The organism is Fructilactobacillus sp. X3R5C2, from assembly GCF_059901175.1.
Window position 1 is genome coordinate 339560 of record NZ_JBWXVC010000001.1, and the last position, 17491, is coordinate 357050.

Sequence of the window (17491 nt, forward strand, 5' to 3'; positions counted from 1 at the left end):
AGAGGATTGGTTAACGTGTCAAAGACAGACCTACTAAAGACAATGAACGATAAGCAACAAGAGGCGGTAGAACAAACTGAAGGTCCACTTTTGATTATGGCTGGTGCTGGAAGTGGTAAGACCAGGGTGCTCACTCATCGAATTGCTTATCTAATTGAGAAAAAAGGTGTGATGCCATGGAATATTTTGGCGATTACATTTACCAACAAAGCTGCTCGCGAAATGAAGGAACGTGTTAGTAAATTACTTGGCGTCGGTGGTGACGATGTTTGGGTATCAACTTTTCACGCACTTGGCGTGAGAATCTTGAGACGTGACATTGATAAATTAGGTTATAATCGTGCTTTTTCTATCACTGATTCAGGAGAACAAAAGACCCTTGTAAAACGAATTTTAAAAGACTTAGATCTAGACCCGAAAAAGAATGATCCAAGGGCTATTTTAAGTGCCATTTCAAACGCTAAGAATAATTTACAGACTCCACGAGATTATCAAAAGTCACATTCAGCTAACAGTCCATTTGAAGAAGTGGTTTCACAGGTATATTTCGAATATCAAAAGCGACTTCAAGAAAATCAAGCTGTCGATTTTGATGATTTGATTATGCTTACGATTAGATTGTTTAAACAATATCCAGAGGTTTTGAATTATTATCAAGATAAGTTTCATTACATCCATGTCGATGAATATCAGGATACCAATGAAGCACAGTATAAATTAGTATCAATGCTTGCCAAAAAGTATCAAAATTTGTGTGTAGTGGGTGACGCTGATCAGAGCATTTATGGTTGGCGTGGTGCTAACATGAATAATATCTTGGATTTTGAAAATGACTATAAAAATGCACACGTTGTGAAACTGGAACAGAATTATCGTTCAACTAAGAATATTTTAAGTGCCGCAAACGACGTTATTCAAAACAATGCCGAGAGAAAAGATAAGAATTTGTGGACGGAAAATGATACTGGCGAAAAGGTAACGTACTATCGTGCTCAAAGTGAGGCTAGTGAGGCCCATTACGTGGTGTCTAAGATTAAAGATGAGGTCAGTAAACATCATTATTCTTATAATGATTTTGCGGTCTTGTACCGGACGAATGCCCAGTCGCGTGTAATCGAAGAGACCTTCTTGAAATCAAATATTCCGTACACGATGGTTGGTGGGCATAAATTCTACGACCGTAAGGAAATCCGGGACATTCTTTCGTATTTGACTCTCATTGCTAATCCCAGTGATTCATTAAGTTTTGAACGGGTTGTTAACGTTCCTAAGCGTGGAATTGGCAGTTCGAGTGTGGAAAAGTTGAGAATGTTTGCAGCAGATAATGGATGGAGTCTACTAGAAGCATCTCAAAATGTTGACTTGGCCAATAATATCTCCAGTCGTGCTCGAAATGCCATTGCTAATTTTGCTAATGTCATATCAAACGTTCAAAAAAAGCAAAAGGATATGACCGTTACGGAAATTACCGAAGCACTTTTGGATCAATCTGGATATATGGCTGATCTAAAGAAAACCAATTCACTGGAGTCACAGACACGGATTGAGAATATTGAAGAATTTCTTTCTGTCACAAAAGATTCTGATTTAAAGTATGATGAACAGACTGGTAGTAGTGATAGTCGTTTGACAGATTTTTTGGCGGATCTGGCCCTTGTATCGGCTCAAGACGATGTTGATGAATCGGCCAAACAGGTGACTTTAATGACTTTGCATGCTGCTAAGGGACTTGAATTTCCGGTCGTCTTTATGGTTGGGATGGAAGAAGGAATTTTTCCTCTTAGTCGAGCTACTGAAAAGGAAAGTGAGTTAGAAGAAGAACGACGGTTAGCCTATGTGGGAATTACGCGGGCTCAGACCAAACTCTATATGACAAATGCATATTCACGAATGTTATATGGGAGAATGCAAAATAATCCCGAGTCACGATTTATGGATGAAATTAATTCGGATGTATTGGATAATGAAAGTTCAATTCCGAATGGACCTAAAACTCCATTTGACACCAGTAGTGAGTATAATAAACGAACCAATCGAGCCTTTAGTGAACCATATCATCGACCTAACAAACGAGTCGAAAAGCCTAAAGGAACTGGTGCTGACAAGAAGGCATGGAATATTGGTGATAAAGTCAAACACAAGGCGTGGGGAACTGGAACTGTTGTTAAAATTAATGGAACTGGTGAAGATATGGAACTTGACATTGCCTTTCCAGAAAAAGGAATTAAACGTCTATTAGCTGCATTTGCACCCATATCAAAAATTCAATCGATTAAGTAAGGGAGTGTTAAGATTGTTTAAGATTCCAATGGATCAGGTTAATGAAAGTGAAGCAAAAAAAGAGGCCTCAGAACTGAGACCAAAGTTAATTAAGTGGGGAAAACAGTACTATGAACAGGATCAGCCAACCGTAGAAGATGCGGAATATGATCGAAACTATGCTCGCTTGCAGGATCTGGAAGCTAAGTTTCCAGCAATTATCACTCCTGATTCACCGACTCAGCACGTTGGTGGGGCAACTTCGAATGAATTTACAAAGGTCAATCACGAGATTCCAATGCTTTCACTAGGTGACGTATTTTCACCCCAAGAGCTTAAGGATTTTGTGATTCGACTCAAGCACAACTATCCTCAAGATACTGAGTATAATTGTGAGTTGAAGATCGATGGACTAGCTATTTCACTTCGTTATGAGCATGGGGTGTTCGTGCAGGGATCGACTAGGGGAAATGGACAAATTGGTGAGGATATCACTGAAAATTTAAAAACCATCCCATCAATCCCTAAAAAATTAAGTCGACCCATTGATATTGAAGTACGTGGCGAATGTTATATGGGAAAAGAAGCCTTTTTAAAGTTAAATGAACGACGACAAGATGACGGAAAACCAACGTTTGCTAATCCGAGAAATGCTGCTGCCGGGAGTCTTCGACAATTGGATCCAAAAGTTACTAAGGATCGCCACTTAAGTACTTTTATGTATAACGTTGCTAATTATGACGATTTAAAGGCTACCACTCAAAGTGGACTTTTAGAGGAACTAAAAGAATTAGGCTTTACCATCAATGAGCATTATCAAGTGGCTGACAATATGGATCAGATTGATGCTTACATTAAAAAGTATTCAGCAGCAAGAGATAATCTCACCTTTGGTATCGATGGCATTGTGATTAAGACCAATTCGCTTCCTTTACAAATGGAAATTGGGCATACGGTTAAAGTCCCGAAGTGGGCGATCGCTTACAAGTTTCCGCCAGAAGAAGTTCATACTAAAATTAAAAAGATTGAGTGGACCGTTGGAAGAACGGGAGTGGTAACTCCTACCGCAATCATGGATCCAGTGCAATTGGCCGGTACTACCGTTTCAAGAGCGTCACTTCATAATCCTGATTATATTGAGAAAAAAGATATCCGTGTCGATGATACAGTTGTTTTGTATAAAGCTGGCGACATTATTCCGGAGGTTGAAAGGTATCTTCCTGATTTAAGGCCAAAAGATTCTAAGCCATATGTTATCCCAGATCGATGTCCTTCATGTGGTGCTAAATTAGTCCACTTAGATGGTGAGGTTGCCTTACGTTGTATTAATCCGAAGTGTCCAGCACAGCTGGTGGAACAAATTAATCATTTTGCTTCTAGAAATGCAATGGATATTGATGGTTTGGGTCCTAAGATTGTGAAGCAGTTGTTTGATAAAAAAATGGTCTCGGATGTGGCCAGCTTGTATCACCTTAGTTATGATGAACTACTCACTCTTGATAAGTTTGGTGACAAGTCTGCTAACAATTTACTTTCTGCCATTGATAGTAGTCGGAGCAATTCACTTGAAAGATTGCTTTTTGGATTAGGCATCAGACACGTCGGTGCTAAAGCAGCGCGATTAATTGCTGCCCACTTTAAAACCATGGATGCTCTCATGAAATCAAGTGTCGAAGAAATCGCCTCAATTGACACCATTGGTCAAGTTATTGCTGATAGTGTTCATACTTATTTTGAAAACGCTGATAGTAGAGAATTAATTGGCGAACTCGTTGATGTTGGTGTTAATATGGACTATGTAAATAATGAAGAGATAGTACAACCAGATAACTTTTTCAATGGTAAACGAGTTGTATTGACCGGAAAGTTGGTTGATTTAACTAGGGGTCAAGCCAGTGAATGGCTTGAAAACCATGGAGCGGATGTCACAAGTAGTGTTTCTAAAAATACCGACCTAGTAATTGCGGGAGAGGATGCAGGTAGTAAGCTAACCAAAGCTCAATCTCTTTCGGTTCCGGTTTGGGATGAAGATCATTTTAAAAATGAAATGCAAAAAGAATGATAAGAAGTCGGAGGAATTTAAGTTGAGACGCTTAAAAGTAATTTTAATGGTGGCGGCTAGTGCGTTAATGTTAGTAGCTTGTGGGAGTACTAACAAGAGTACCACTAATACAAATAATAAGAATACACAATTAACCGGGGAAACTGGTGGTAAGAATTATCAGAGTGTTATTAAGGATGGACATTATCAAACCAGTAAATCGCGTGGAGTTGATATTCAACAAAATGATAATCAGTTTAACTTGAAAGGGTTTCAGAACGGTTTGCTTGGAATTTCCAAGCAGAATTTTTCGACTGATAAGTATGTTTTTCAGGAGGGACAATACATCTCTACTGACACTGCCGAGAAGTGGCTTGACCGTAAGTCAAAGCAAAACCCGGAGGGACTAAATCCATCGCAACAAAAGGGAAAAGTAACCCCAATGTACTTGCAACAAATGGATGAACAAGACTTCTTAGTTCCAAATGGTAATAAAATGACCATGAAGGGTATGACCATTGGCCTTGGGATCAATTCAGTGTACTACTACACTAAACAGAAGTATGGGAGCCAGTATCAACAGAAGATCCCCGATGATGTGGTTGAGAAACAAGGTAAGGAGATGGCTAACACGATCCTTAAACGATTGAGACAGAATAAAGAATTAAAGAATATTCCAATCGTGATTGCATTGTACAAGCAAGCTCCAAACGATAGTTTGACTGGTGGTAATTTCTTTGCCTCATCGGTTAACAATCCGGGCACGACGTCTGTAAACTCATGGAAACCAATTAATGAAAAATCATATGTGTTCCCGATTGCTAATGGTTCTAAGGGACCTAATACGAATGATTTATCTGCTTTTAATCAATTTAAGTCACAGGTTCAAAATTTCTTCCCTAACTTGAGTGGGATTACCGCACAGGCTCAATACAAGGGGAAGCAACTTCAAGGCATGCACATTAACATTACAACTCAATTTTATAGTCAAACTGAAATCATCAGTTTTACTCAATACCTACAGAATGCTGCTCAAAAATATCTTCCTGGCAGTGTACCAATTGATATTACCGTAAAATCAACTGATGGAATTCAAAGTTATTTGAACCGAAATGCGGGAGGAAAGTCCTTCAGTTCGCATGTGTTTAATAGCTATTAAGATTTAGTGATTTAGTAAAAGAGGGGATAAAATGGCTGATAAGATTACGGAAGAACAAACCCAACATATTGCTGGGTTAGCTAAGCTTGAATTAAAAAAGGATGAATTACCTGAATTCACCCAACAATTAAATGATTTGTTGAAAATGTTGGATACACTTGAAAAAGTTGATACATCGGGTGTTGAGCCCACTTATACGGTAACGGATCGAATTGACGTTACTAGAAAAGACGTGGCAGAAGATTGGCACGAACAAGATGCTTTGTTAAAGAATGCTCCTGATATTCAAGATGACTTAATTAAAGTTCCAGTAATTATTGACGAAAGTGAGGATGAATAATAATGAACTATTTAGATAAGGATTTGCGTTCACTTCACCAGATGTTGGTAAATAAGGAAATTTCGGCCGTTGACTTAGTAAAAGAGACCATGGACAACATCAAAACTACTGACCAAAACATTGATGCTTTTAATAATCTAAATGATAAAGCGCTTGAAAATGCTAAAGCCATTGATGAACGTGGGATTGATCCTAATAATATTTTAGATGGGATTCCGTTAGCTTTGAAAGATAACATCGTTACTAAAGAATTACCAACTACTGCATCTTCAAAAATGCTAGAAAATTTCACTTCAATTTATGATGCAACGGTGGCCAAGAAACTTTCTAATGCTGGTACCATTAACGTTGGTAAAACCAACATGGATGAATTTGCAATGGGAAGTTCAACTGAAAATTCAGCCCTTAAAACCACTCACAATCCGTGGGATTATAGCAAAGTTCCTGGCGGTTCGTCCGGTGGTTCGGCTGCCGCAGTTGCTTCCGGTGAAGTTCCAGTTGCACTTGGATCAGATACCGGAGGTTCAATTAGACAACCAGCTTCATTCACGGGAATTGTTGGAATGAAGCCAACCTATGGGCGAGTATCACGTTTTGGACTTATTGCGATGGCTTCAAGTTTTGATCAAATCGGACCTCTTACTAGAAGTGTCTTTGACAATGCTCTGGTTTTAAACGCAATTTCAGGTCATGACGAACACGATTCAACTAGTTCAAAACAGGAAGTTCCGGATTTCACCGAACACATTAAAGATGGGGTCGAGGGGATGAGAATTGGCATTCCCAAGGAATACGTTAATAAGTTATCTCCTGATGTTTCAAAAGCAATCAAAAATGCCGCAGAAACGTTTAAAAAATTAGGTGCAAAGGTGGACTGGGTTTCGATGCCTAATTCTAAATATGGCGTTATTGCTTATAATGCGCTTCAAACCGCTGAAGCATCTTCTAACCTAGAAAGATTCGATGGAATTCGTTATGGATATCGAGCATCAGATGCTCAAACACTTGATGAATTGTACGTTAAATCACGATCAGAAGGGTTTGGGGATGAGGTTAAGCGACGGATTATGCTAGGGACATTATCGCTTTCTTACGATAATGTTGATAAATATTACAAACAGGCTGCTAAAATTCGGACTTTAATCATCAATGATTTTAAAAAGGTTTTTGCTGACCATGATTTAATTTTGAGTCCAACATCTCGAGTTACTGCCTTTACAATTGGAGTAGAAGATCAAGATCCCATTGAAATGTATATGAATGATATTTTGACGATCCCAGCCAATATGGCTGGAGTTCCTGCTATGTCTCAAATTGCTGGATCCAGTAATGGTTTGCCAATCGGAATGCAATTAATGGGGAAACCGTTTGATGAGAGTACCATTTATAAAGCAGGATACGCTTTTGAACAGAATACTGATTTTCACAAGCAAACACCAAAGATGGGAGGTAAATAGTCATGAATTTTGAAACGACCATTGGTCTAGAAGTCCACGTTGAGCTTAAAACTAATTCAAAAATTTATAGTCCATCTGCTGCACAGTTCGGAGACAAGCCCAATAGTAATACTAACGTGATTGACTGGGGCTATCCTGGAACGCTCCCAGTCGTTAACAAACAGGTCGTTGCGGATGGTATCACTGCGGCTCTGGCTTTACATGCTCATATTGAAAAGCACCCTCATTTTGATCGTAAAAATTATTTCTACCCGGATAATCCGAAGGGGTATCAGATTACTCAAAACGAGAGACCCACTGCTAGAAACGGATGGATTGAAGTCGAGACCGAAAATGGTAAGAAAAAAATTGGAATCGAAGAGATGCATATTGAAGAAGACGCTGGTAAGAATACCCATGAACAAAAATATTCTTACGTTGACTTAAACCGTCAGGGGACTCCGCTTATTGAAATTGTCTCTAAGCCTGAGATGACAACTCCGCAACAGGCATATGATTATCTGGAAGGATTAAGACAACGGATTCAATTTACCGGAATTTCTGATGTCAAGATGGAAGAAGGGTCAATGCGGGTTGATGTTAATATCTCAGTTCGACCCATTGGTAGTAAAGAATTGGGTCAAAAGATTGAATTAAAGAACTTAAATTCATTTAATCATGTCAGAAAATCACTTGAGTACGAAGAACAACGTCAACAACAGGTGTTGATGTCCGGCGGTCAGATTAATTCTGAGAGTCGTCGTTTTGATGAATCTACTGGTAAAACTGAGTTAATGCGTGTCAAAGAGGGAAAAGATGATTATCGTTACTTCCCAGAACCAGATCTTCCAACTTTGAGTATTTCTGATGAATGGATTAATGAATTAAAAGAATCCATGCCTGAGATGCCTATCAAACGTCGTAATCGTTACGTTAATGAATTAGGGATCACTGATTATGATGCAATGGTTATCACTCAGACCAAAGAAATGTCTGATTTTTATGATAAAATGGTTAAATTAGGCGCTGATCCTAAATTAGCCGCTAACTACCTTCAAGATAACGTCAATGCGTACTTGAACGATAATCAAGCTAACTTGGAAGACACCAAAATCACGCCTGAAGCGATGGCTACCATGATTAAAATGATTATGGACGATACCATCTCAAGTAAAATGGCTAAAAAAGTATTTAAGGCAGTTACTAAGGGGCAAGATCCAAAGAAATTCGTTGAAGAAAAAGGACTGGTCCAATTATCTGATCCTAAAAAACTGCAACCAATTATTGATGGGGTCTTAAAAGATAATCAACAGTCAGTTGATGATTATCATAATGGTAAAGATCGAGCTGTTGGGTATTTGGTTGGACAAATTATGAAACAAACTCATGGACAAGCTAATCCGCAAGTTGTAAACAAATTATTGAAAGGTTCTTTAGATAAATAGGGTGATGTAAGAATGGTCAAAAAAGCACGAGTAATTTACAATCCAACGTCTGGACGTGAAATGTTAAAACCGCAGTTGGTTAATATTTTGGATGTTTTGGAGAATGGTGGATATGAAGCCAGTGCTTTTGCGACCACCCCCAAACCACATTCAGCACGTGATGAAGCCGCCCGTGCATCTGAAGAGGGATTTGATCTCATCATTGCGGCAGGTGGAGATGGGACCATCAATGAAGTAATTAATGGCATTGCTCCACGTGATTATCGACCACAATTAGGAATCATTCCCGCTGGAACTACCAATGATTTTGCGCGTGCATTGCACATTCCTCGAGATGATTACGTTGAAGCTGCTAAAGTGATCACTAAGGGCAATGTTTCAAAGATGGACGTTGGTAAAGCATACAATGATGAAGTGACTAATTATTTCATTAATATTGCGGCTGGTGGGTTTATGACAGAATTAACTTACAATGTTCCTTCTGATTTAAAGACTATTTTTGGGTATCTTGCATACCTGGTAAAGGGAGCAGAAATGTTGCCAAATGTGAAGCCAGTTCCGATGTTATTAAAGTATGATGGTGGAGAATATCGTGGGAAGGCTTCAATGTTTTTTTTAGCCATGACTAATTCAGTGGGTGGTTTTGAACAAATTGTTCCAAACGCAACCATGGATGATGGTAAATTTACCATGATTATTGTTAAAACCGGTAATTTAGTTGAAATGTTGCAATTAATTGCTAAAGCGTTTAATGGCGGTCGGCACATTGATGATCCTAGGATTATATACAAAAAGACCAATACATTTGAGGCTTTTCCTGGGGATGATAGTCGCTTACAGATTAATCTTGATGGCGAATACGGTGGTGATGCTCCGATGAAGTTTGTCGATCTAAAGCAGCGAATTAGTATTTATTCCAACCTTAAGACTGATGATATCAGTGAGTCGGCTAGTGTCGCTCCTCAGGTCAAAAATGTTGAAAAGAAGTTTGTCAGAAAAGTCGATGAACTTCCATCTGATAGTAAAAAATAAGTTTTGCCGTGTAACGGCAAAACTTTTTAGTAAGGAGAACAAATGAGCGCTAAAAAAGAAGCTCCAGTACAGAAAAACCAAGACCTCACGGTAAACGTGATTGATTTGACTTACCAGGGAATGGGGGTTGGTAAGGTTTCCGATTTTCCGATTTTCATTGAGGATGCTCTTCCAGGTGAGAAAGTCCAGATCAGGGTGATTAAAGTTAAAAAGAACTTCGCCTTTGGAAAATTAGAAAAGATTATCGAACCAAGTCCCAATCGAGTTCAAGCAATTGATCGACGGTATACGCAGTCTGGGATTGCTCCATTACAACACCTTGCATATCCAAAACAATTAGAGTTTAAACAACATCAGATTGAGGAATTGTTTAAGAAGGCTCATTTAAACGTTGCTGTTGCTCAAACAATTGGAATGGATAATCCATCAAAATACCGAAATAAGGCTCAGATTCCGGTTAGGAAGATGAATGGTCAATTGGAAACGGGTTTTTATCGGCGCCACAGTCATGATTTAATTCCAATTGAAGATTTTTACATTCAAGATCCTCACATCGATGAAGCCATTATTAAAGTTAGGGATGTTTTACGAGATTATCATGTTAGTGCTTACAATGAGGGAACTCACAAGGGTTGTATCAGGAATATTATGGTCCGTTATGGAAAAGCAACCGGCGAGATGATGGTAGTTTTGGTTACCAATGGTAAAAACTTGCCACATAAAGATGAAATTATTAAATCCATTAATGATCAGTTGCCTGATTTAGATAGTTTAATTCAAAATGTTAATGATTCTCACGGGAATCGACTGATGGGGGACACGAACATCCTGTTATCAGGTAAAGCTTACATCAAGGATGAACTCTTAAACACCAAGTTTTTGATTTCACCAATGTCGTTTTACCAGGTTAATCCGGTTCAGACTGAAAAACTTTATTCTTTGGCCATCGATAAGGCGCAATTATCGAAAAATGATGTGGTGGTTGATGCGTATTGCGGGATTGGGACAATTTCACTGGCAATGGCACCAAAAGTTAAGCATGTGTACGGAGTTGATGTAGTTGCTGAGGCAATTGAAGATGCCCGAAAGAACGCTAAATTAAATCATATTGATAATGTTAGCTTTGTGGTTGCAAAGGCTGAGGACCAGATGAAGAAGTGGGCAGAGCAGGACATTCGACCAGATGTCGTGGTAGTTGATCCGCCAAGAAAGGGCCTTGATCCAACCTTTATTGCTAGTGTCTTAGAGATGAAGCCAGAACGATTAGTATATGTTTCATGTAATCCTGCTACTCTTGTACGGGATTGTCAGGCTTTAATTGATGGTGGCTATGAAATTAAACAACCAATTCAACCAGTGGATCAATTTCCGCAAACACCGCATGTTGAAAGTGTAACGGTGTTGGAAAAGAGTAAATAAAAAGAATCTAGCGAGCTAGATTCTTTTTATTTTTCAGTTGAAGTTTTGTTTTTCATCATTTTATGCCAGTAATAAACTGGAATTCCGATTAAAGTGGCTATGATACCAATGATAGCCAAAACGGTTTGGGTCAGGATCGTTGAAACTAAGATAAAGATTCCCCCGGCTAGTGCGAGAATTGGGACAATTGGATACCAAGGTACTTTGTATGGGCGAACCAACTCCGGTTCACGTTTTCTTAAAATGAATAAAGCAACGAACAAAAGGCAGTTAAATATCCACATCACGAAAACTAACATGTCAGTTAGCATATCAAAACTACCCATGAAAATCATAATGACAGCGATCATAAACATAAATAATCCCGAAATATAGGGAGTAGCAGTGTGTTTAGAAAGTTTTGCAAAGTATTTACTAAATGGTAATTGATCGTCTTTACCCATTGCATACGGAACTCTGATCCCGGTTAAGATGTAACCATTCATAGCGCCATAAACGGAAATTAAAATGCCAATGGTCACTAATTTTCCGCCAATGCCACCAAATAGTTTCATAGCAACTTCATAGGCGGTGTTTTGGTTTCCTGCAATTTGGTCAAGTGGCATATTTTTTAAGAAAACCCAGTTTACCAAAACGTAGATGATCATAATAAAAGTTAAACCCAAAATAATGGCCTTAGGAAGGTCCTTTTGGGGATTTTTCATTTCGCCGGCGATGCTTCCGATGTTGATCCATCCATCGTAGGCAAACATTGTGGCCAGTAATCCGCCACCAAAAGCAGTTAATAGGTTAGTGGAGCCATGGTTCTGGATTGGAGGCCAAAAAGATACGTCAACGTGACCCGGGAGTAATAGTCCAGCAATTACAATGATAAAGATAGGAATTAATTTGACAATTAGTGTCAAAGATTGGACTCTTCCGGCCACTTTTGATCCTAAAAGGTTAATTAACGTAACACTTAATGCACAAATAATTGCAATGGTAATTGAGAGTGATGTTGATAAGTGAAACAAATTAATTAGTTGAGTGGAGAAAACAATTGAGAGAGCCGCTAAGTTGGCCGGAAAATACACAAGGATTTCGGCCCATCCCAGTAGGAATCCAGTTAGCGGTCCATAAGTATATTTTAAGTATTGAATGGTTCCTCCAGTTTTAGGAATGGCCGCAGCCAATTCTGAAACCGTTAGTCCACCACAAATTGTTAAAAGGCCACCAATGATCCATGCTAGGATGGTGAGAGTGACAGAATGAGTATTAGATACGACACTGGCAGTTTTGAAAAAGACTCCAGCACCGATCACGGTTCCCATGACAGTTGACAGGGCAGCACCGATTCCAATGTTTTTCTTTAAGTTGCTTTGAGGCATTTGATCCACTCCTTTTTGCGTAATGGTTAATTATAGCATGGGGCCAAATCGAAGTCAGTACATAAAATAAAAAAGCATCCAATTGGATGCTTTTTAGTGATATTGATTTAGTCTTCGTCTTTTGGACCGGTTTTCCAATCATTTTCATGTTCACGTTGGTAATTAGCAATGTTCTTGTATTCTGGTTGAAGATGACGACTTAGACGAATGTAAATTGGGATCAATTCACGATAAGCTTGGTAATTCTTTGGATTTGGTTTATGAGTATTGGTAACCCCAACAAACTTGCTGACGTCGTAAAGGCTGTCAATCATGCCTAAACTGTACATTCCAAGGGTAGCAGCTCCAAGAGCCGTACCTTCGAAGCTTTCTGGGATGTTGACGTCTTGTTCAAAGATGTCGGCTAACATTTGGCGCCAAAGTTCTGAACGAGCAAAACCACCAGTTGCTTGAATACTCTTTGGTTCGCCAACAACTTCTTCAAGGGCTAACATAACGGTGTAGAGGTTATACACGATTCCTTCAAGAGCAGATCGAATCATGTGGGCACGAGTGTGTTTTCTGGTCAAACCGAAGTATGTTCCACGAGCGTCGGCATCCCAGATTGGAGCTCTTTCACCACCCAAGAACGGCAAGAAGATTAACCCTTCGGATCCTGCTGGAATCTTAGAAGCAATCTCAGTTAGAAGATCGTAAGCATCAATGTTCATCTGTTCGGCAGTGACTTTTTCTGGCAAGCAGAGTTGGTCACGAACCCAACGGAAGACAATTCCACCGTTATTAACGGGTCCACCGACAACCCACATATTCTTAGCTAGGTAGTAACAGAATACACGGCCCTTAGGATCAATCGTTGGCTTGTCGTTAACGACACGAACGGCACCAGAAGTTCCAATTGTGACAGCTACTACACCAGGTTTAATGGCGTCTACCCCTAAGTTAGCCAGAGGACCGTCAGAAGCACCAATGATAAATGGTGTATCTTTATCAATTCCAATTTTATTGGCGTATTCTTCGTTTAAGCCCTTTAATTGATAAGTGGTGTCTACTAATTCAGGCAGTTGATCACGCTTGATGCCAGCAACTTTTAAGGCTTCATCGTCCCAGTCCATGTCAAAAATATTGAATAGGCCAGTTGCATTAGCGATCGAATAGTCTTCTTTTAGAACCCCAAATAATTTATAGTTGATGTATTCTTTAACACCAACAAAATAACGGGCTTTTTTAAACAATTCAGGTTTTTCATTTCTGAGCCACATGGCCTTTACAAGTGGTGTCATTGGATGAGTTGGAACACCAGTCTTTTTGTAAAGTTCCATTCCAATGCCGTTTTCTTTTAATTTATCTGCGTATTCAACGGCACGATTATCTGCCCAAGTGATTGCGCGGGTGAGTGGCTTGTGGTTCTCATCCAAGAGGATCAAACTGTGCATCGCACACGAATATGAAACTCCCTTGATGGTGTCTCTTTTAGGGTCTACTTTTTTAAGAACATTTTGTAGACCTTGAATCATCGCTGAGAAAATCTCCTCTGGATCTTCTTCTGCCATGTCGGCAGTGTCTTGATACAAAGTATATCCATCGTTTGAATAACCTTTAACTTCACCTTTGTCATCGTATAAAACGGTTTTGACACTTGTAGTTCCGATGTCGACCCCAATTACGTTTTCCATTATAATCTTTCCCTTCCATGCTAGTTGATGCACTCTATGACAGATTTCATGCCAACTTTATTAAGTGATCGAGTAAAAAAATTATACTACTTATAACGCTTTCATTATATTGAAATCAACGTTTGAATTCAAGCGAATATCAATAAATAGTGATAATATTGATTTATAATTATACTAATTATAAGAAATGATTGAGGAGGTCCAAATGACTGAGATTAACCGGTCCAACCTTCGAAAAAAAGCAAGAAAAGAAAAATTAACTAGGTGGGCATTAATTGGACTGGTTAGTGTACTGCTACTAGTTATCGTTATTTCCATTTGGATGTACTTTGCTCATAAAAATCGTGATCGCGAATTACTTTTGAAAAAGTATCCAGTTCAGGGTGTGACGGTAAATCAAGACGATGGGTACATCGATTTTACGGCACTTAAACAGAAAGGCCAAAAGTTCGTGTACATTCGTTCTACTCAAGGAGCAAGCTTTGCTGACGATAATTTTGACAATAATTACAATCGCAGTCAGGGATCTGGTTTAAAGATTGGGGTTTATCATACCTATGGATTTAAGAGTAGTATTGAGGACCAGGAGAGTAATTTTATAACTCAAGTCAAAGATAATACCGGGACGCTTCCAATCGTCATTCAAGTTCAATATTACTATCCGTATGATGAAAACAACGTGAATTTAAAGCAACAAAAGAAACGGATTAATGAATTCGTTCAGTTTTTGTACCAGAGATACGATCGACCTGTTATTATTAATACTAACGAGAAGATGTACCGAGAATTTAGATCAATTCCACATGCCGCTTTTTGGTTAAATAGTGAAAGCGATGCAAAGAAACCGCACGTGCGCTTTATCAACATGAATTCTTCCGATCATTTAAACATTGATGGGCAGAAGGGAAGCTTTGATTCCGTAGCTTTTAATGGGAACCAGAAGCAGTGGAATCAGTATCTAGGTCAGGTAAATATTGTGAATAATGAAGAAGTACAATGGGAGAATTATAATGATTAAATTAGGAATAATTGGAACTAACTGGATCACACAAAAGTTTGTTGATGCTGCTGTTAGTACTGGCAAGTATAAGTTGAACGCTGTTTATTCAAGAAAATTAGATACGGCGCGGAAATTTGCTCAGCCAAATGATTGTGACAACATTTTTGATGATTTACAGGTTTTCTTTGAATCTGACAAATTCGACACCGTTTATATTGCTTCACCAAATGCCATTCACTATCAACAAGTCATTGAAGCACTTAAGCATGACAAGAATGTCATTGTTGAAAAGCCTGCTTTTATTGGACCATATCAATTCCAGTCTGCCATCGACACGTTAAAGCAACATCCCAAAGCTCGCTTAATGGAAGCAGCACGGAACATTCACATGCCTGCTTTTAAAGCGGTTCAAGATCAAATTGATGATATTAAAATTGATGGGGCAGAATTTACTTTTAGCAAATATTCTTCTCGATACGATAAGGTTCTTAAGGGTGAAGTTCCGAATGTCTTTAACCTTCAATTTGGTGGCGGAGCCTTGGAAGACCTCGGAGTTTATCCTGTGTATGATGCCGTTGCTCTATTTGGATTACCAAGAACACAGATGTACTATCCTAAATTCATTGAAACCGGAGCTGATGGTGGTGGAGTCGCTGTTTTAAACTATGGTACTTTTGATGTTACTTTAAACTTTAGTAAGGTTACTACTTCGTATCAACAATCAGAGATCTACTGTGGAAAGCAAACGGTCTTAATTGATAATGCTGGTGAGTTTACGGCAGCTAAATTAATGAATGAGGGTAAAGAAAGTGAGATTTCTCCTCTTTATACCGACAATCCGATGATTCCAGAAGCAAATGATTTTGCTGAAGTCATAAATCATCCAGGGAATCCTGTTTACGAAAATCGATACGTTGGAGGACTGAATTTAATGCAGAAAGTTAATGCTTTAATGGGACGTCTTGCTGATAGTGCTGGAATTCATTATTTACAAATAGGAGAATAGTGTGCTCGAACAATTTGTTAAGCGTTTTGAAAAATTAGGATATGAAAAACAGACCCCAATCCAAAAAGCAGTCTATGCACCGATGATTGAGGGTGAAAATGACATTGTCGCACTATCACCAACTGGTTCTGGCAAGACCGTGGCGTTTACAATGCCGATTTTGGCTAATTCGATGCCAGGTGTTGGCACACAGGTCATTGTGATCGAACCTACTCAAGAACTTGCTATGCAAGTGGCAGGTGTGATTAGAGATTGGGCGGTTCCTTTTAAAGTGAAAATTTTGCCATTGATTGGTGGAGCAAACGTTAAACGGCAACAGGAACAGTTAAAAAAACATCCAGAGATTGTTGTGGGAACTCCCGGAAGAATTCTTAGCTTGATTAATGAACGAAAATTAAAGGTTAATGACGCTGAAACAGTGGTCATTGACGAAGCTGATGATTTGCTCAACGATACTTCTTTAGATCAGGTTAAAAATATTATTGCTGCAGTTCCAAGAGATGCTCAGGCTGCCTACTTTTCTGCTACAGACACTGATGTTTTGTATCATCTAAAGGAAAAAATGGGTAAAAGTGCCGACATAATTGACGTTAGGGATATTGATCAAACCAGGGGTAAGGTAACCCATGGCCTCTTTCAAATCTCACGAGCCAAGCGAAATGAAATGTTAAACCGGTTATCTAAAATGCAAGGTTTTAAAGCATTAGTATTTTTTAATCAGACTGATACGCTTAATCGGGCTTTTAATTTCTTCAAACACGAGGGAAATGGCAAGGTACAAAAATTAGCCGCAGGTGAAAGTAAACAGAGCCGCAAAAAGGCGCTGGATGATTTTCGTTTGGGAAGAATTAAATTATTATTAACGACTGACGTGGCTGCAAGGGGACTTGACATTGCAAAATTACCAGCTGTGATTAATTATGATTTGCCAAATGAATCGAATACCTACATTCATCGTGTTGGTCGAACAGGTCGAATGGGTGAGCCAGGGTTAGTAATTAATTTTGGAGATGACCATGATCTTCGCGATTTAAAGCACGTTTTAGATAATAGTGAATATGAATTAAAACCAATTTATTATTTCAATGGGGAGATCGTTGATCACATTGATGACTCACAGTTAGAGCATCAAAAAGAAATCAAACAACAGGCACTGACTAAAAAAAGACAGGTGCACGAAGCTATCCAGGCTAAACCAAAAAAGAATAAACACCGAAAACGAAAACAAAAAGATAAGGGTAAACCAAGTAGTCATAAAAATCACCATTAGTTTGGTTCTTTACTAAATTTTTTATTCGTGAGAGAATAGAAAAT

13 protein-coding genes are annotated in these 17491 nt (G+C 38.8%); 11 read left to right on the forward strand and 2 right to left on the reverse strand.

Annotated features, from left to right (window positions below):
• Nucleotides 1–15: 15 nt before the first annotated feature.
• Genes pcrA through rlmD form a run of 8 tightly spaced genes read left to right on the forward strand, consistent with a single transcriptional unit; the run spans nucleotide 16 to nucleotide 11131 of the window.
• A complete protein-coding gene (gene pcrA, locus AC6UD4_RS01790; protein WP_500693571.1) occupies nucleotides 16–2280 on the forward strand; it encodes a DNA helicase PcrA in 2265 nt (754 codons plus the stop codon).
• Between the two features lie 22 nt (nucleotides 2281–2302).
• Nucleotides 2303–4321, forward strand: a complete 2019-nt coding sequence (gene ligA, locus AC6UD4_RS01795; protein WP_500693611.1) for an NAD-dependent DNA ligase LigA — start codon at nucleotides 2303–2305, stop codon at nucleotides 4319–4321.
• Complete coding sequence (locus AC6UD4_RS01800) at nucleotides 4302–5459, forward strand: CamS family sex pheromone protein (protein WP_500699295.1); 1158 nt, start codon at nucleotides 4302–4304, stop codon at nucleotides 5457–5459. Before ligA ends, AC6UD4_RS01800 begins: the two co-directional genes overlap by 20 nt.
• A 31-nt stretch (nucleotides 5460–5490) precedes the next feature.
• Nucleotides 5491–5799, forward strand: a complete 309-nt coding sequence (gene gatC / locus AC6UD4_RS01805) for an Asp-tRNA(Asn)/Glu-tRNA(Gln) amidotransferase subunit GatC (protein WP_500693573.1) — start codon at nucleotides 5491–5493, stop codon at nucleotides 5797–5799.
• Between the two features lie 2 nt (nucleotides 5800–5801).
• Entirely contained in the window at nucleotides 5802–7256 is a 1455-nt protein-coding gene (gatA, locus tag AC6UD4_RS01810; RefSeq protein WP_500693574.1) for an Asp-tRNA(Asn)/Glu-tRNA(Gln) amidotransferase subunit GatA, read from the forward strand.
• Between the two features lie 2 nt (nucleotides 7257–7258).
• Nucleotides 7259–8680, forward strand: a complete 1422-nt coding sequence (gene gatB / locus AC6UD4_RS01815; RefSeq protein WP_500693575.1) for an Asp-tRNA(Asn)/Glu-tRNA(Gln) amidotransferase subunit GatB — start codon at nucleotides 7259–7261, stop codon at nucleotides 8678–8680.
• A 12-nt stretch (nucleotides 8681–8692) separates the two neighbouring features.
• A complete protein-coding gene (locus AC6UD4_RS01820) occupies nucleotides 8693–9712 on the forward strand; it encodes a diacylglycerol kinase (protein ID WP_500693576.1) in 1020 nt (339 codons plus the stop codon).
• Between the two features lie 42 nt (nucleotides 9713–9754).
• Complete coding sequence (gene rlmD, locus AC6UD4_RS01825; protein WP_500693577.1) at nucleotides 9755–11131, forward strand: 23S rRNA (uracil(1939)-C(5))-methyltransferase RlmD; 1377 nt, start codon at nucleotides 9755–9757, stop codon at nucleotides 11129–11131.
• A 26-nt stretch (nucleotides 11132–11157) separates the two neighbouring features.
• Here rlmD and AC6UD4_RS01830 read toward each other — a convergent pair whose 3' ends face one another.
• The gene (locus tag AC6UD4_RS01830) at nucleotides 11158–12498 is read right to left on the reverse strand and encodes an APC family permease (protein WP_500693578.1); all 1341 of its coding nucleotides are present in this window, start codon (nucleotides 12496–12498) and stop codon (nucleotides 11158–11160) included.
• A gap of 107 nt (nucleotides 12499–12605) precedes the next feature.
• Complete coding sequence (gene gntK, locus AC6UD4_RS01835) at nucleotides 12606–14171, reverse strand: gluconokinase (RefSeq protein WP_500693579.1); 1566 nt, start codon at nucleotides 14169–14171, stop codon at nucleotides 12606–12608.
• Between the two features lie 205 nt (nucleotides 14172–14376).
• Between gntK and AC6UD4_RS01840 the strand changes: the two genes are divergently transcribed.
• Genes AC6UD4_RS01840 through AC6UD4_RS01850 form a run of 3 tightly spaced genes read left to right on the forward strand, consistent with a single transcriptional unit; the run spans nucleotide 14377 to nucleotide 17447 of the window.
• Nucleotides 14377–15189 (forward strand): GH25 family lysozyme, encoded by an 813-nt coding sequence (locus AC6UD4_RS01840; protein ID WP_500693580.1) that lies wholly within the window; start codon nucleotides 14377–14379, stop codon nucleotides 15187–15189.
• Nucleotides 15182–16177, forward strand: coding sequence for a Gfo/Idh/MocA family protein (locus AC6UD4_RS01845; protein ID WP_500693581.1), 996 nt, complete (start codon nucleotides 15182–15184; stop codon nucleotides 16175–16177). The genes AC6UD4_RS01840 and AC6UD4_RS01845 overlap by 8 nt, the downstream gene beginning before the upstream one ends.
• A gap of 1 nt (nucleotide 16178) precedes the next feature.
• Entirely contained in the window at nucleotides 16179–17447 is a 1269-nt protein-coding gene (locus tag AC6UD4_RS01850; RefSeq protein WP_500693582.1) for a DEAD/DEAH box helicase, read from the forward strand.
• Nucleotides 17448–17491: the final 44 nt, after the last annotated feature.

Bases quoted from the DNA above. Each gene is read 5' to 3' on its own strand.
- gatB (WP_500693575.1), top strand. From the start codon at position 7,259: ATGAATTTTGAAACGACCATTGGTCTAGAAGTCCACGTTGAGCTTAAA.
- AC6UD4_RS01830 (WP_500693578.1), bottom strand. From the start codon at position 12,498: ATGCCTCAAAGCAACTTAAAGAAAAACATTGGAATCGGTGCTGCCCTG.
- AC6UD4_RS01800 (WP_500699295.1), top strand. From the start codon at position 4,302: ATGAAATGCAAAAAGAATGATAAGAAGTCGGAGGAATTTAAGTTGAGA.
- AC6UD4_RS01820 (WP_500693576.1), top strand. From the start codon at position 8,693: ATGGTCAAAAAAGCACGAGTAATTTACAATCCAACGTCTGGACGTGAA.
- gntK (WP_500693579.1), bottom strand. From the start codon at position 14,171: ATGGAAAACGTAATTGGGGTCGACATCGGAACTACAAGTGTCAAAACC.
- rlmD (WP_500693577.1), top strand. From the start codon at position 9,755: ATGAGCGCTAAAAAAGAAGCTCCAGTACAGAAAAACCAAGACCTCACG.
- AC6UD4_RS01845 (WP_500693581.1), top strand. From the start codon at position 15,182: ATGATTAAATTAGGAATAATTGGAACTAACTGGATCACACAAAAGTTT.
- gatC (WP_500693573.1), top strand. From the start codon at position 5,491: ATGGCTGATAAGATTACGGAAGAACAAACCCAACATATTGCTGGGTTA.
- gatA (WP_500693574.1), top strand. From the start codon at position 5,802: ATGAACTATTTAGATAAGGATTTGCGTTCACTTCACCAGATGTTGGTA.
- AC6UD4_RS01840 (WP_500693580.1), top strand. From the start codon at position 14,377: ATGACTGAGATTAACCGGTCCAACCTTCGAAAAAAAGCAAGAAAAGAA.